Origin of the sequence: Pedobacter heparinus, from assembly GCF_032678725.1 — a bacterium.
In the GTDB taxonomy this organism is placed as follows: domain Bacteria; phylum Bacteroidota; class Bacteroidia; order Sphingobacteriales; family Sphingobacteriaceae; genus Pedobacter; species Pedobacter heparinus_A.
Genome location: NZ_JAVTSC010000009.1, coordinates 1 through 14,558, shown reverse-complemented (window position 1 = coordinate 14,558; position 14,558 = coordinate 1). Strand labels below are relative to the sequence as shown.

At 43.1% G+C, this 14,558-nt stretch carries 9 protein-coding genes; 3 read left to right on the top strand and 6 right to left on the bottom strand.

Annotation, left to right across the window (positions count from 1 at the left end):
• Positions 1 to 6: 6 nt before the first annotated feature.
• Positions 7 to 3,186 carry a TonB-dependent receptor gene (locus R2Q85_RS14265; RefSeq protein ID WP_316812470.1) on the bottom strand — a complete coding sequence of 1,060 codons (3,180 nt, stop codon included), beginning with the start codon at positions 3,184 to 3,186 and terminating at the stop codon, positions 7 to 9.
• Positions 3,187 to 3,460: 274 nt separating this feature from the next.
• On the opposite strand from R2Q85_RS14265, the gene R2Q85_RS14260 reads away from it, so the two are divergent.
• Together R2Q85_RS14260 and R2Q85_RS14255 are read left to right on the top strand one after the other, a co-directional pair.
• Entirely contained in the window at positions 3,461 to 4,486 is a 1,026-nt protein-coding gene (locus tag R2Q85_RS14260; protein WP_316812469.1) for a GntR family transcriptional regulator, read from the top strand.
• A 44-nt stretch (positions 4,487 to 4,530) separates the two neighbouring features.
• Complete coding sequence (locus R2Q85_RS14255) at positions 4,531 to 6,762, top strand: alpha-L-rhamnosidase C-terminal domain-containing protein (RefSeq protein ID WP_316812468.1); 2,232 nt, start codon at positions 4,531 to 4,533, stop codon at positions 6,760 to 6,762.
• 1 nt (position 6,763) lies between these two features.
• On the opposite strand, the gene R2Q85_RS14250 is transcribed toward R2Q85_RS14255, so the two are convergent.
• From R2Q85_RS14250 to R2Q85_RS14235, 4 genes are read right to left on the bottom strand one after another with little or no spacing between them, the layout of a single operon-like run.
• Positions 6,764 to 7,609, bottom strand: coding sequence for an N-acetylglucosamine kinase (locus R2Q85_RS14250; protein ID WP_316812467.1), 846 nt, complete (start codon positions 7,607 to 7,609; stop codon positions 6,764 to 6,766).
• 7 nt (positions 7,610 to 7,616) lie between these two features.
• Complete coding sequence (locus R2Q85_RS14245; protein WP_316812466.1) at positions 7,617 to 8,912, bottom strand: sugar MFS transporter; 1,296 nt, start codon at positions 8,910 to 8,912, stop codon at positions 7,617 to 7,619.
• A gap of 5 nt (positions 8,913 to 8,917) precedes the next feature.
• Entirely contained in the window at positions 8,918 to 10,666 is a 1,749-nt protein-coding gene (locus tag R2Q85_RS14240; RefSeq protein ID WP_316812465.1) for a hypothetical protein, read from the bottom strand.
• A 28-nt stretch (positions 10,667 to 10,694) separates the two neighbouring features.
• Complete coding sequence (locus R2Q85_RS14235) at positions 10,695 to 11,498, bottom strand: N-acetylmuramic acid 6-phosphate etherase (RefSeq protein WP_316812464.1); 804 nt, start codon at positions 11,496 to 11,498, stop codon at positions 10,695 to 10,697.
• A gap of 426 nt (positions 11,499 to 11,924) precedes the next feature.
• Between R2Q85_RS14235 and R2Q85_RS14230 the strand changes: the two genes are divergently transcribed.
• A complete protein-coding gene (locus R2Q85_RS14230; RefSeq protein ID WP_316812463.1) occupies positions 11,925 to 12,674 on the top strand; it encodes a DeoR/GlpR family DNA-binding transcription regulator in 750 nt (249 codons plus the stop codon).
• Here R2Q85_RS14230 and R2Q85_RS14225 read toward each other — a convergent pair whose 3' ends face one another.
• Complete coding sequence (locus R2Q85_RS14225) at positions 12,675 to 14,429, bottom strand: S8 family peptidase (RefSeq protein ID WP_316812462.1); 1,755 nt, start codon at positions 14,427 to 14,429, stop codon at positions 12,675 to 12,677.
• Positions 14,430 to 14,558: the final 129 nt, after the last annotated feature.

The following is a 14,558-nucleotide window of genomic DNA, read 5'->3' as shown; positions in this document are numbered from 1 at the left end:
TTATCGTTAAAAAGTTAGGTTCATACCAAGGGTGATGGTGCGTGCCCTTGGATACGCGCTCCAGTCGAAACCGGGTGTAAGTGCAGAATGCCGTACCGAAACTTCAGGATCCAGACCGGAATAGTTGGTCCAGGTTGCCAGGTTCTGTGCCGAAACATGTACCCGGGCCGATTGTATCTTCAGCTTCTTCATCAGTTCCCGGGAAAGGTTATATCCCAGCGAAACTGTCTTTAAGCGAAGGAATGATCCATCCTCAATGTTCCGGCTCGAAAATACGTTGGGGCCATAACCACCGGCAACCGGCAAATCGCTGTTCTGGTTTTCCAGAGACCACCTGTTCTCATAGGTTTTAAACATGTTCAGGCTTTGTCTGGCTTCCGCTCCTTCAAACACAATCCTGTTTGCATTTAAAATGTCATTGCCGTATGACCATTGTAAAAAAACATTGAGGTCAAATTGTCCGTACCGGAAATTATTGGAAAAGCCCCCGATGTGTTTAGGATTAGGATTACCGATAATGGTCTGGTCGTTTGCATCTACTATCCCATCTCCGTTAATGTCTTTGTATTTGATGAACCCTGGCTTAATGACAGAGCGGGCGCTCCCGTTGTTCGGCACTTCGGGCTTTAGCTCATAGCTGCCGTTAGACAATACATTAAAATCATTTAAAGGATATACGCCGTCAAAAACATAGCCGTAAAACAAGGCTACCTGGCGCCCGGGTAATGCAATATAGGGTAAGGAGTTATTAAAATTGGAATTCCAGTTCGTAACACGTGTGATCAGGCTGGGCTGATCGCCATTTAATTCTTCAATCTTGTTGGTGTTAAAGGCAATGTTGAAATTGGAGGTCCAGTTAAATTTCTTTGTATTCAGGTTTACCGTATTCAGGGTAAACTCCAGCCCCCTGTTTACCACAACACCTATATTCTTAAAGGCAGTAAGGTATCCGGTTGAGGTTGGCAGTGAGGCATTCAGCAATAGATCTGTGGTTCTTTTGTAATAATAATCGGCAGTTAAACTCAGGCGCTGATTAAACAAACTCAGGTCCAGTCCGGCATCAAAGTTGCCGGTACGTTCCCATTTTAGGTCCTCGTTCCCTACACCAACAGGTACCGTTCCTTTAATGTATTGCCCGTTAAAATAGTAGCCGCTCCTGGTATTGCCGGTATTGGCCCCTACCTCCTGATCTAAAACACTCAGGTAGGCAAAATCTGAAACCCTGTTATTTCCGGTTACACCATACGACAGCCTTAGCTTGGCAGCAGAAATGGCTTTAACATTCTTTAAAAACTTTTCTTCTCCGATGTTCCATGCAAATGCCCCGGAAGGGAAATACGCCCACCTGTTTTGCGGAGCAAACTTGGAAGATCCGTCGCTGCGGAAAGAGGCCGTAAACAGGTAACGGGAATTAAATGTATAATTTAAACGTCCCAGGAACGATACCAGCGTAGAATAGGAACCCGACATGAGCTTTGAAAGTACTGTCCCCTGATCAAGCCCTCTGACACCCAGGGCCTCATTTGGCAGCAAAATAGACACGTAGCCATCTCCTTCTGTACTGTTTCTCTGCATGGTAAAGCCAGCTACCGCATCTAACTTATGCCACTTGTTAAATGTCCTGTTATAGGTGAGCAGGTTCTCATTCAGCAGGCTGCGCACATTCATGTTCTCAATTGATCCGTTAATCCCGTAAGTTGCCCCGTAAACGGTACGCGGGTTTCCGGCTGCAGTTTTAGAATTGTTGAAGCGCTCAAACAACAAATGGGTATCTGTCAGGCCGCCATTCATCCTGAACTTAAAATATTTAAGGAAAGCATACTCCACAAACGCATTGGCAGTAAGCGACTTGTTAAAAGCATACATATACATATTGTTGGAGTTTACCACCGGGTTTATCCTTAGATCTGTATTACCGGCCACATCGTCGTCAAATGGCTGATCAAGGAAATTTTCATCATCCGCATTGCCTGTAACCGGCCTGTAACCCCAGGTGCTGTACATCAAATACGAACTGGCATTTCCGGCCGAGCTGCTGTTCAGGTTGTCACTGGTTAAATTGGCAATCTGACCTTTTTTGATTCCGTAAGTATAATTGGTATTCAGGCCCAGCCTGAAGTTTTTGGCAATACGCTGATCTATCTGAAATCGCCCCTGGTACCTTTTATATCCGCCATTGATGACAATTCCGTTCTGATCTAGATAGGAACTGCTTAACGAATACTTCGTAGCTGCAGTCCCTCCCCGCATAGAGAAGTTATGGTTTTGCATAAATGCATTCTGCAATACATAGTCCTGCCAGTTTATTCCCTGCTCATCCCGGTAGGCATCCAGCGTTTTACCGTCCTTAAGATATAAAGCAGTGGCCGAATTCCTGTTCAATTCCAGCTGATACTTCACAAACTCATATGGGCTCATCACCGCTATCTGCTTTGTTGGATACTGATAGCCCAGCCAATTGTTGTAGGATACTTCCGGAGGACCTGTCTTACCCTGTTTTGTCTTGATCATGATCACACCGTTGGCACCTCTTGCTCCGTAAATTGCAGTAGAGGAAGCGTCTTTCAGCACATCTATGGATTCTATATCGTCGGGGTTAATGATATTGTTGTCAGGGCTTTCCATAGGGAAACCGTCAATCACATACAATGGTGCATTTGACTGGGTAATGGAATTTCCTCCGCGAATGGTAATGTTGCTCACACTCCCCGGCTGGCCATCATTAGAGGCTACCTGCACACCGGCTACCCGGCCCGCCAAAGCATCCTCAAAGGAAACCACTGGTGCCTTTTCCATGTCTTTCATGGTTACAGAACCCACCGAACCGGTAAGGTCTTTTCGCTTTACTTCGCCATAACCAACAATTACCACATCATCCAGGGACGTATTGCTGGGCTGTAACTGAATTTTATACTGGTTCTGGCTGGTTATAACCAGCGTTTTGCTGGTATAGCCAATCATGGAGACCACCAGCAAGTCGCTTTCCCTGGTATTGGAAAGACTAAAGCGGCCTTGAGCATCTGTTACGCCAGAAACAGCTTTCCCCTGGATGATGACTTTCACGCCCGGCAGCGGTTGCCCATTTTCTTCTGTAACAGTTCCGGTAATGGTTTTTACCGCCTGGGCCAGGCCGGCCAGCGGAATACCAATGACCAGTAACATGGTTAAAAGTAAGTTTGGTTTCATATTACAATTTATATTTGGTTTGGTAGTATTACATGCATTCTCCCCACAAAATTCAACAAAACGGCGTGCTCTGTTGAATAATTCCATCCCTTAAAAAGATCTAGTATGGTATGGTCTGGTCTGCTAAACAAATATAATGCATTTTATTTCTATTAAAAAAATAAAATTTCAAAAACGTCCGTCAGTGGCTCAAGATAAACGATTACCGGAAATTTGTGTTTGTCTGGTTTGGTTTGTTTGGTTGATTAATTACATTTGCCTAAATAATAACCCCATGACAGAAGTTCCAACTGAAAATACGCTTCAAAAAGGCGGTCAAGGTAAAATGAAATACCAGCAGCTTGCCGATCACATCATGTCATTGATTGAAATTGACCAGCTCCATATCGGAGACCAGCTGCCTTCACTGAAACAGCTTCAGCAACAATTAAAAATGAGTAAAGAAACTTTGCTTAAGGGTTTAAATGAGCTTGTTGAAAAAGGCATTGTAGAATCCGTTTACAGGAAGGGGTATTATGTACGGAAAAAATCCATTCACCACTCCTATCGTGTTTTTTTATTGCTCGACAAAATGAATATCCTGCGTGAACAGTTTTACCGCACCCTTTTTAACCAATTGGAAGACCGGGCCGATATAGACATCTACTTTCACCATCACAATTACCAGGTATTTGAAAAATTAATCAAAGAAAATCTGGGAGCATATACACATTATGTCATTGCAACTTTTTTAAAGGAAAATGTAGCTTCTCTGTTAAACTTAATTCCGGATAAAAAAAGAATAATCATTGATTTAAACGAGAAAGGCTTATCAGGCAACTATAGCACGATATACCAGGATTATGGTTATGACATTTACCATAGCCTTCATAAGCTAAAAGATGAATTGAAAAAATACGACCGGCTGATTCTGGTTGCACATCCCGAAGCGATACATGCCAGACTGGTGATTGAAGGTTTTTTACATTATTGCACAGAAATTCAACATCCCTACCTGATACAATCTGAAATTGATGAAAAGACCTTTCAGAAGGGTAATGCTTATGTAACCTTTAGCAGGTATGACACGGATGATGTCATGTTAATTAAGCTGGCCCGAAAAAAGAAACTTAAATTAGGCAAAGATATAGGCCTGATCTCTTATAACGACACCCTGGTGAAAGAAGTACTTGAAGACGGGATCACCGTGATCTCCACAGATTTTGAAGCAATGGGTAAAACAGTAGTGCAAGCCATTCTGGAAGACAAAATCATCACAAAAAGAAATCCCACAAAAGTGATAAAGAGACGTTCACTTTAGCGAAGGCATGCCATACTAAATCCACTTCATTTATTTATGACCATATGAAATGTTTTCTAATGATCCTTGCCTTATCAGTTCCTATCCTAAAAACAATGGCCCAGTCTTTAAAAGCACCGTCTGCACTAAGGGTAGACCTGCTTTTACAAGGCAATCGCACTGATACCGCCCAGCAGCCGGTATTGACGGCTAATCTGCAGCCCGGTTTTACATGGCAGATGAACGACGCAGCCGAAAACAGGTACCAAACGGCCTATCGGATGCTCATTGCCACTACCGCAGAAAAACTAGCAGCAAATCAAGCTGATGTATGGGATTCCGGAAAAGTATTGGACGGCTGGCAGCCAGCGGTTTTATACCGGGGAAATCAACTCCTTCCAAACACCACTTATTACTGGAAGGTCATGAACTGGAATAACCGGAAGGCGGCAAGTGCATTTTCAGCTCCGGCGGTTTTTAAAACAGCCCCGGTTTTAACACCATACCAGACAGCCTTCCGTCCGTTGGTCAAATCAGCACAGCGCCCTGTCGCGATCCAGCTGCTAAAAAACAAAAATACCCTTTACGACTTTGGCAAGGATGCTTTCGGACAATTGAGTATCCGGGCCATTTCTGCTTCCGGAAAGGATACCTTAAAGATCCACGTCGGAGAAATGACAACCGGTTCCGGACAGGTAGAAAGAAAACCTCCGGGTACACTTCGTTATCGTTTGCTGAGCCTGCCTTTGAAAAAAGGTGAACATCAGTATCCACTTACATTTTTACCCGATAAGCGGAATACTGGCGCCAATGCCATAAAAATGCCTGCTGAAATTGGTGAAGTACTCCCCTTTCGTTATGCTGAAATTGAAAAAACGCTTAAGGGATCAGAAATATCAGAGGTAATACGATACGCTGTGCACTATCCTTTTGACGATGAAGCAGCGGTATTTAAAAGTACTGACAGCCTCCTGAACCAGGTATGGGAACTTTCAAAATACACCATCAAAGCGGCCTCCTTTACCGGATTGTATATAGACGGGGACCGCGAACGTATCCCTTACGAAGCCGATGCCCTCATCAACCAGCTGTCACACTATGCCGTCGATGCCGAATTTAGCATGGCAAAAAGAACGCTTGAGTACCTTATTTATCATCCTACCTGGCCTACCGAATGGTCTTTGCAAAACCTGTTGCTGGCCTGGAATGATTATCTTTATTCGGGCAATATCAGCACTGTAAAATCACTTTATCCGCAACTGAAGCCCAAGCTACTGACTGCCCTTGCCCGGACAGACGGATTGATCAGCACCCGGACAGGCAAGCAGGACAGTGCCTTTATCAGCTCCATTCACTTCGAAAAATTCAATGAAAATGCAGCGCTGAAAGACATTGTGGACTGGCCGCAAAAAGGCGGTTTTGGGCTGAAGAAGGAAGCGCCAGGTGAAACCGATGGTTTTATTTTTACCGATTACAATGCAGTTGTAAATGCATTCTATTACCAGGCACTCCTGTCCATGCGCAACATCGCCCTTGCGCTGAATGAACAAAAAGATGCGGTTTTTTACACTGCACTGGCAGCCAAAGTCAAGTCGGCATTTCAGCAAGCTTTTATTAATCCTGTTACCGGAACGATAAAAGATGGGGAAACTACGGATCACAGTTCGCTACATGCCAATATGTTTGCCCTGGCATTTAACCTCGTTCCTGAAAAAAATAAGACCGCTGTGCTGGATCATATCCGTTCAAGGGGCATGGCTTGCAGCGTATATGGTGCACAGTTCCTTCTGGACGGGCTTTACGACAGTCATGAGGCAGAATATGCTTTACAACTGTTAACAGCCACAGACAAACGCAGCTGGTACAATATGATCCGCAGTGGTTCCACAATGACTACGGAGGCATGGGATACCGAATATAAGAACAATCAGGACTGGAACCATGCCTGGGGGGCGGCACCTGCAAATGTGATTGTAAGAAAACTTATGGGATTAGAACCCCTGTCTCCAGGTTTCAAAAAGATCCGGATCAAGCCACAGCCAGGCCATCTGAAAACAGCTGCACTAGAACTCCTGACCCTACCGGGAAGCATAAAAATCGCTTTCAAAAGGACTGACACTCTATTTAGCTTGCAAACCATAATTCCGCCAAACGTAACAGCTGTACTCTACCTCCCTAAAAAAACAGCAACGGATCAGGTATTGAAAAACGGTAAGGCGATCAGCGCAATCGCTGAGGGCAAATTTTGGAAGATTTCTGATGTAAAATCCGGCACTTTTACCTGGAAAGTGAAATAGTTTAATTTTCCTGATGGTAGTGGGCCAGTTCAGCAATCAGTGAAGGTAAGATCCGCCCGGCCTGCATCTGAAAGTCGCTTAATACTTCTTCCAGTATGTCTTTAAAGTGATAACTCACAGAGCCTATGCAATTAAAGCTGTATTGCCTGTAACCGGGATAACAGGAAACCAGGTTTTGAAAAAATTCTGTAAAAGATGTTTTTACCAGCTGATGGCCATAGGCCGCATCAACCTCAGGATATTTCAGAAAGCGGGTAAAACCGGCGCAAAACCTGTTTGCCATGGGCTCTTTATAGATTTTGTGTATAATGTCTTCCGCATCAAGCTGGTATCGGTCCTCAAATGCCTGTTGCACTGCTTCAGGCATTTTATTGCGCAGGTAATCTCCCAGGATCTTTTTTCCAATGGCCGCCCCGCTCCCCTCATCGCCCAGTATAAAACCCAATGAGTCAATGTTATGAATAATCCGGTTCCCATCATAGATGCAGGTGTTTGTTCCTGTACCCAATATAGCTGCAAAACCAGGCCGGTTTCCCAACAGTCCCCGGGCAGCTGCCAACAGGTCAACCACTGCATTTACCCGTTTGCAATTTGGAAATACCGACTGTAAAACGCCTTGCATTACACTGACCTTGTCGTCCTGGCAACCAGCGCCATAAAAATGCACTTCATTAATTCCCAGACGATCCAGTTGCGCAGGCAGTTGCGCTTCAATGGATTTAACCATATACTGTTCATCCACAAAATATGGATTGTAGCCTTCCGTTGTAAAATAGCTTTGCTTTTTGCTGGAATCTATCAGGCACCAGTCTGTTTTGGTAGAGCCGCTATCGGCAATTAAAATCATGTGCAGCTTATTTATTTGTCTTTTTACCAGCCTTATGTCCGGAAATGGCATAATAACCGATCGCGATATAACAGGGTACTACGATCCAGTAGGCTTGTTGCGGATTTGCATGGTCTGTAACGTAACCGTATAACAAAGGCAACAAGGCTGCACCCGAAATGGCCATAACCAATAGTGAAGAACCCATTTTTGTGAACCGCCCCAACCCGGCAATTGCCAGGGGCCATATGGAAGGCCACATCAGGGAGTTCGCCAGGCCGAGTAAAGCCACAAATACCACTGAAACTACTCCATTGCTAAAAATAGCGATAATGGCAAACAAAACCCCAAGCACAGCGGAGCTTTTAAGTGCAGTTTCCTGGCTGAAAAACCTGGGAATACAGATAATGCCGATCAGATAACCCACAAGCATGCTAATGAGGGTAAATGAGGTAAAAAATTTAGCAACAGAAAGTGGAATTCCTTGAAATGCTCCATAACCGATGATGCTGTTGCCGGCAATAACTTCTACCCCGGTATATAAAAAAAGTATCAGCACCCCCAACAACAGGTGAGGGAATTGGAAAATGGAAGTTTTGGCTTGCTGTTCAAGCCCCGCATCTTCTTCATTGCTGTCTTCTTCGTTAACTTCAGGCAACTTAGAAAAACGGATAATAATCGAAAGCACTACCAGTATTCCGGTAATGATCAAATAAGGGACAATAACTTTTGCAGCCAGGCCATTGAGTTCCTGCGCTTTTTGGAAAGGGTTTAGCAGGGTTAACCTGTTTTTTAAATCATCTGCATCATTCAAAATAACAGCACCCAGGATAACCGGCGCCATCGCTCCGGCGATGCCGTTACAGATGCCCATGAAACTGATCCGCCTTGCGGCACTTTCCTTCGGTCCCAATATGGCCACGTAAGGATTCGATGCGGTTTGTAATACCGTGAGCCCAGCACCCTGAACAAACAAACCCAATAAAAACAAAGGATAGAACCTGTAAACTGCTGCCGGAACAAACAAGAGAGAACCTGCAGCTACCAGGACCAGGCCTACCGACAAGCCGTTCTTAAATCCTGTCTTCTTCAGCAGCCAGCCAGATGGCACCCCCATCACGAAATAAGAAATGTAAAAGGCAAAAGCCACCAGGTAAGATTGAAAGTTATTGAGTTCACAGGCAATCTGGAGGTAAGGGATCAGCACGGCGCTCATCCAGGTCACAAAACCAAATATGAAAAATAAAGCTCCTATAATAATCAGCGGCCCTGTAAATGAAGGCGTACTTTTCAGCACAATGGATTCTTTAACAGTTGTATCCATGTTCATTAGTGATTTTGATCCTTTATTCTTTGCAGAATGGTATCGTAGACAGATTCGGGGAAAATGGCCGGCTGCCCGTACCACAGAAAAGAATCATACCCTTCATATCCACCTCCTCTGATGTGCTTTGAAGTTGGCAGGTAACTGGAAACATCATTACAATATCCTGCAACGCTAACCATGCGATCTGGCCAAAGCGCCTTTATGCCTATACTGTATTCTGTTACCGTTTCCCGCGAAATCCCAACCAGTTTCCAGCTTCCTATATTTACCGTCTGGATGTATACCGGCATCTGAGTGGGCAACTTATTGTTCTTTTTAAGGTCTTGCATGAGTTCAGCCCATCTTACATTTTTCTCTGCATACACATCGCCTATGGCCAGACTGTTCTTTGCCTTAAAATCCTCCAGGTCATCCGCAATCAACTTCGTAACCGGAAAATTAACAGAATCCATGAAAAACGTAATGTTTCCTTCAATTTTACGCAGTTCTTTATGCAATACGTTTAAAATATCTTTTCCCAATGCCTCTCCTGTTTTGATGTATTCAACTTCCTCCTTCGGATTGATGTCACCTCCGCAACCCTGGACAAACATGGCATTGGTAATTCCACCTTCCTTTTTTAAATAATTTCTGGTAATTCCAGGATAGTTAGCACTGATCGTAATCCCCGTTAAACCAACATTACCGGCCACAGGGTGACATCCTGTAGAAAACAGGACCGTTTTATTTTTGTTCTTTTTGTTGATGATCTGCAAAACGTCCACATCATTATCATAAGGAACATCGGCCCCTTTCAACCTGCGGTTAAAGCCGATAGCTGTTTTTCCTCTTCCGAAGTAAAGTTCAGCAGGTGCCATTGAAGAAATGGCTGTGGTGATGCTGCTGATAATCGCCGGCCGAACCACACCATATAAGTAGGCTTTATCAGGCCTCTGATTGTGAGGCCCCCAGGTAGTCCAGCTCTGCGACCCGGGTGCAAAATGGGTGTGAGAAGCATTGATCAATACCGCCGAGGCAGGAATTTTATGCTTTTTATAGACCTCAGCTTTGATATCATTGATAAAGTCAGCGTTGAATCCACATAAATCTACAGTAACCAGCACTACCCGCTGCTTTTGTTGAGCAATGGCCAAAGCTTCTACACCCAGGAATCCTTCTGTCTGATGTGTTGCCTTATATAGCAACCGGTCCTTATCCAGGCCAATTAACTGATTACCATTAAAAAATATAGCTTTCAATTCTATGTTATAGGCAAGCCCGTTAAACTGGGCAATTTTTACCCAGGGTTCCTTATTTTCCTGTATATCGTATTTCCAGATCTCGTTCTTATTTGTCAGTCCAAATAATACACCCGCATGTGCAGTTAAACTCTGTATTCCGGGTAATACCGTAATTTGTTTCCAGGTTTTGCGTTTTTCACTAAGGCCGGCACTGGAAATTTTTCCGCTGCTGTCGGCCATGTAGCTCCTATTACCGATAACTACTGATGCAACTGATCCGGGAACGCCTGTCTTTTTAGAAAGTATGGTTTCCATCTGCTTTCTGACAGCAGCATCCGGAGTTGTTTGTTTTACCCATTTTAATGTAAATCTTCCATCGCGGGGCAATCCATATCCTGCCAGGGCAAGAGAAAACGGATAATCTTGTGGCTCGATGCTTTTCTGTGCAAAACCAGCATGATAAGCTGTCTGGGCAAAACCATTGGTACAGCAAAGCGCAATACAAAAAAGCAGGTAAAATTTAATCTTCATCAGCATACATTAGGTTTAATGGTTCATTCTACATAGATCTGAGTGCCTGGCTAACGCTGCCGTGCTTCATTAATATTTGTTTCGCTTCCTCATAATTTTCAAGGCCAGCTCTGTTCATTAACATTTTAACTGCACGGTCTACAATCTTATCATTGATGAGCTTCACATTGGTCATCTGGTTTCCTTCCACCCTTCCAAGTCTGATCATTACTGTAGTAGATATCATATCAAAGATCATTTTTTGTGCCGTGCCGCATTTCATCCTGGTGCTTCCGGTAATAAATTCTGGCCCTGTTACCACTTCTACAGGATAATCTGCCAATGCAGCAGTCGGAGTTGATGGATTACTTACGATACAGCCCGTGCTGATATTCATTTCCCTGCATTTTTTTAACCCTTCCAAAACAAAAGGTGTCGTTCCACTTGCGGATATACCGATGACGATATCCTTTGTGCTAACTTCAGCCGCGCCAAGCTTAGTCCAGGCTTCGTGCAAATCATCTTCCTTTTCTTCAAGTGCATCCGCCAAACGGTCAATACCGCCTGCAAGTATCACATTAACTATACCTTTAGGTATTCCGTAGGTTGTTGGCAACTCTATTACATCAAGTACAGATAAACGCCCCCCGCTTCCGGCACCAATATAGAACATCCGACCTCCCGCATTTAATTTATCCACTATTGCTGTAATCAGATTGTTTATACTTGGCAGAACCCCCTCAATGGTCTTCGCTACCTTTTCATCTTCCTGATTAATGTATTTTGTTAATTCTTCAACCGACCGCTGTTCCAGATGGTCATACAAAGATGGTTGTTCAGTAATTGGTGTCATTTCTTAATTTTTTTATATGTATTTATTTGCTTAAAAACTCATTTCCCACATCCAGACTGTTACATCAACTAGAAGACAGGTAACTTTCAATCTCTGTTCCAATACGAAATGACAAATGCGGTTTTATTGCGTTTATAACACAAATATAAACGCAATAAAATAGCAAACAACATTTTTCTTAAAAAAGATTTTTTTAGCCCAATTAAAACAAAATCAATGATAAAGCATAAAAACCCTTACTTGAAAATAAAAATCAAATCACTAAGAACCACATAAAAACTGCATATTTGTACATAGCGGCATTAAAAACCGCAAAATATACAGAAATTCATTGTTTTTCCCTGACCCGTCACCTTCAGCAGCTCCAAAGAAAATTAATGACTATATCTGGATAGATTTTATATTTGTAGACAACTGCTCAAAAATATGCGCAAAGAAGAAAGACATAAACTTATCATGAGAGAGATAAACCTACACAATAAGGTGCTATCTACTGATTTAAGCAATTTGTTAAACATTTCCGATGACACTGTCAGACGTGACCTGAAGGAACTGGCTGAAACAGGAAAATTGCTAAAAGTACATGGGGGAGCTGCCAGCAAATCATTTGTTGCTCCTTTCAATACACAAAATGAGGTTTATGCGCTAAACGAAAAGAAAAAGATCGCAGAGAAAACATTGAAACTCATTAAGAATGAGATGGTCATTCTTACGGAGGGTGGAACAACCATATTAGAGCTGGCTAAAATGATTCCGGAAAACCTTAAGGTTACTTTTTTTACCATAAGTCCGCAGGTAGCCATCACCTTATCTGATCATAGTAACCTTGAAGTGATCACTATAGGAGGTAAACTGAATAAAAATGCAAATCTCCATGTCGGGGCAAGCGTGATCAATCAGCTTGTAGACATCAAAGTAGACCTCTGCCTTTTGGGTGCCAATGCTTTTTCAGCCGAAGAAGGACTCACAGATATGGACTGGGATATTGTTCAGGTTAAAAAGGCCATTATACGGGCTTCAAAAAAAGCGGCTGTACTCAGCATATCTGAAAAACTGAACACCGCACAAAGGATAAGAATTTGCGATGCCAATCACATAAATTATCTGATTACCGAACTCCCTCCGGAACACCCTTTGCTGGCAAATTACAGGCATGATTACCTGAAACTGCTGTAACTATTTATAACGCTCCGCCAGTCTCAATGCCTCATAAGCATTAACAATGCCTCCGCTTACGCATAACTCTTTAAAATTTACCCGCTCTGTCTCGCCTCTGGAATTTTCATATTTCACTTTTTGTTCTACTTTTACAACGGATTTCATGATGATGTCCCGTACCTCATGCGGTTTAAGGTCAGGATAATAGCTCAAAATTAAAGCAGCCAATCCGGAAACTACCGGTGCAGCCATACTTGTTCCGTCAAATTCCTCATACTTTGATCCCGGAACTGTGGAATTGATCATAAATCCAGGTGCAAAAACATCTACAGTATATTTACCATAATTGGAGAAAGAAGCTTTCAGAGTGGCGTCATTCTTATAGGCACTTGCACCAACCTCGATCCAGTTTTTAGCATGCGGCAGGTTAAACTTCGCGGTATCAAGCACAGGCTTTAATGGCAATGCAGGCATGTTACGGCCCATCCCTGCGCCTTGTTGCTGGTTAGCATTAGGTCTGAACAGCAATGCATTCAGGTCGGGCTTCTTGTGTGCTTTCTTATAGGCTATAGCCTCCGGGCTGTCATAATACTTATTGGGGTAATTCTCTTCCAGGTCATTATTCTGATTATCATTACCAGCTGCATGCACCAGCAATACGCCCTTCTCTTCTGCATATTTAATCGCTTCATCAACCACTTCCTTATTCCATTTAAAACCCTTCCCGAAGCTCATGTTGATCACTTTTGCACCATTGTCTACGGCATATCTGATGCCGTTAGCCACATCCTTGTCCCGTTCATCACCTTCCGGCACAACCCTGATGCCCATAATACTTACATGATCAGCAACACCGTTTATGCCTATGCCATTTGTTCTGTTCGCTCCGATTATACCAGAAACATGGGTTCCGTGTTCGGCATTCGGGCCTGTTACGTCATTATTGCCATACAACTTTTCTCTTGCATTGGAATAATCATCCCCAACCAGGGCCGCGCGCTCATCGTATTTGGGATTCAGGTTGTACTTCAGCATCACATCATACTGCTTATAGGCATCTTTCATCTCTTTGTGGAATTTCTCCATAGATCCACTATCCTTTGCGCCACGCCTGATGATCTTTTTACATTGCTCCTCTTCTTCACTGTCGGCTTTATAAGCTTCCACATCTTCCAGTGAAGGGATTGCCTTGTGGTGTATCTGCCCAACTGAATCCAGTACTTTATTGATCATTGCCACTACAGCAAAAGTCTGGTGTGCCTGATCATATTTCTTTCCAAACTCCGCCGTTACCTTAGTATAAAGCGCAAACTCTTCCTTCTGTGCACTGTCCAGAATCGTAGATTTAATGGTAGATCTGTATTTGGGTTGATATTCTCTGAAAATTCTTACCAGTTCCAGGTTATCGTAAGCCAGGTTCCCCTTTTTTGAACCTATAAAATTCCAACCGTGTACATCATCAATGTACCCATTCCCATCATCGTCAATGCCATTTCCAGGGATTTCTTTTTTATTTGTCCAGAGTACATCCTTCAAATCCTCATGTGTAGTTTCAACCCCGCCATCTATTACTGCAACAATAATTTCTGCTTTTGGCTTTTTATGCTGCAAAAGCTCATTGTAGGCCTTTTCCGTACTGATACCAAAATATCCATCTTTTATTAAATCTAAATTATACCAATTGGCAGGAAGTTTCACATTTTTATCTTGTGAAAAAACCGCCGTATTAAGGAAAAGGCATAGCATCAAATATAATATCGCTTTCGATTTCATAGTTCAGGACTTTCTGTAGATTAACGTAAAATACAATTATACGGTTTTATTAGCTGCAGGGTAAAGATTTAGCATATTTTAACATTCCCTTGCTGTTTTTTTATAAACAAGAAAAGCCGGTAGTCAATT

What these genes read in the sequence shown, in the direction of transcription:
- R2Q85_RS14250 (WP_316812467.1), bottom strand. Translation starts at nt 7,609, where the DNA reads ATGATTTTAATTGCCGATAGCGGCTCTACCAAAACAGACTGGTGCCTG.
- R2Q85_RS14265 (WP_316812470.1), bottom strand. Translation starts at nt 3,186, where the DNA reads ATGAAACCAAACTTACTTTTAACCATGTTACTGGTCATTGGTATTCCG.
- R2Q85_RS14245 (WP_316812466.1), bottom strand. Translation starts at nt 8,912, where the DNA reads ATGGATACAACTGTTAAAGAATCCATTGTGCTGAAAAGTACGCCTTCA.
- R2Q85_RS14235 (WP_316812464.1), bottom strand. Translation starts at nt 11,498, where the DNA reads ATGACACCAATTACTGAACAACCATCTTTGTATGACCATCTGGAACAG.
- R2Q85_RS14230 (WP_316812463.1), top strand. Translation starts at nt 11,925, where the DNA reads ATGCGCAAAGAAGAAAGACATAAACTTATCATGAGAGAGATAAACCTA.
- R2Q85_RS14225 (WP_316812462.1), bottom strand. Translation starts at nt 14,429, where the DNA reads ATGAAATCGAAAGCGATATTATATTTGATGCTATGCCTTTTCCTTAAT.
- R2Q85_RS14240 (WP_316812465.1), bottom strand. Translation starts at nt 10,666, where the DNA reads ATGAAGATTAAATTTTACCTGCTTTTTTGTATTGCGCTTTGCTGTACC.
- R2Q85_RS14255 (WP_316812468.1), top strand. Translation starts at nt 4,531, where the DNA reads ATGAAATGTTTTCTAATGATCCTTGCCTTATCAGTTCCTATCCTAAAA.
- R2Q85_RS14260 (WP_316812469.1), top strand. Translation starts at nt 3,461, where the DNA reads ATGACAGAAGTTCCAACTGAAAATACGCTTCAAAAAGGCGGTCAAGGT.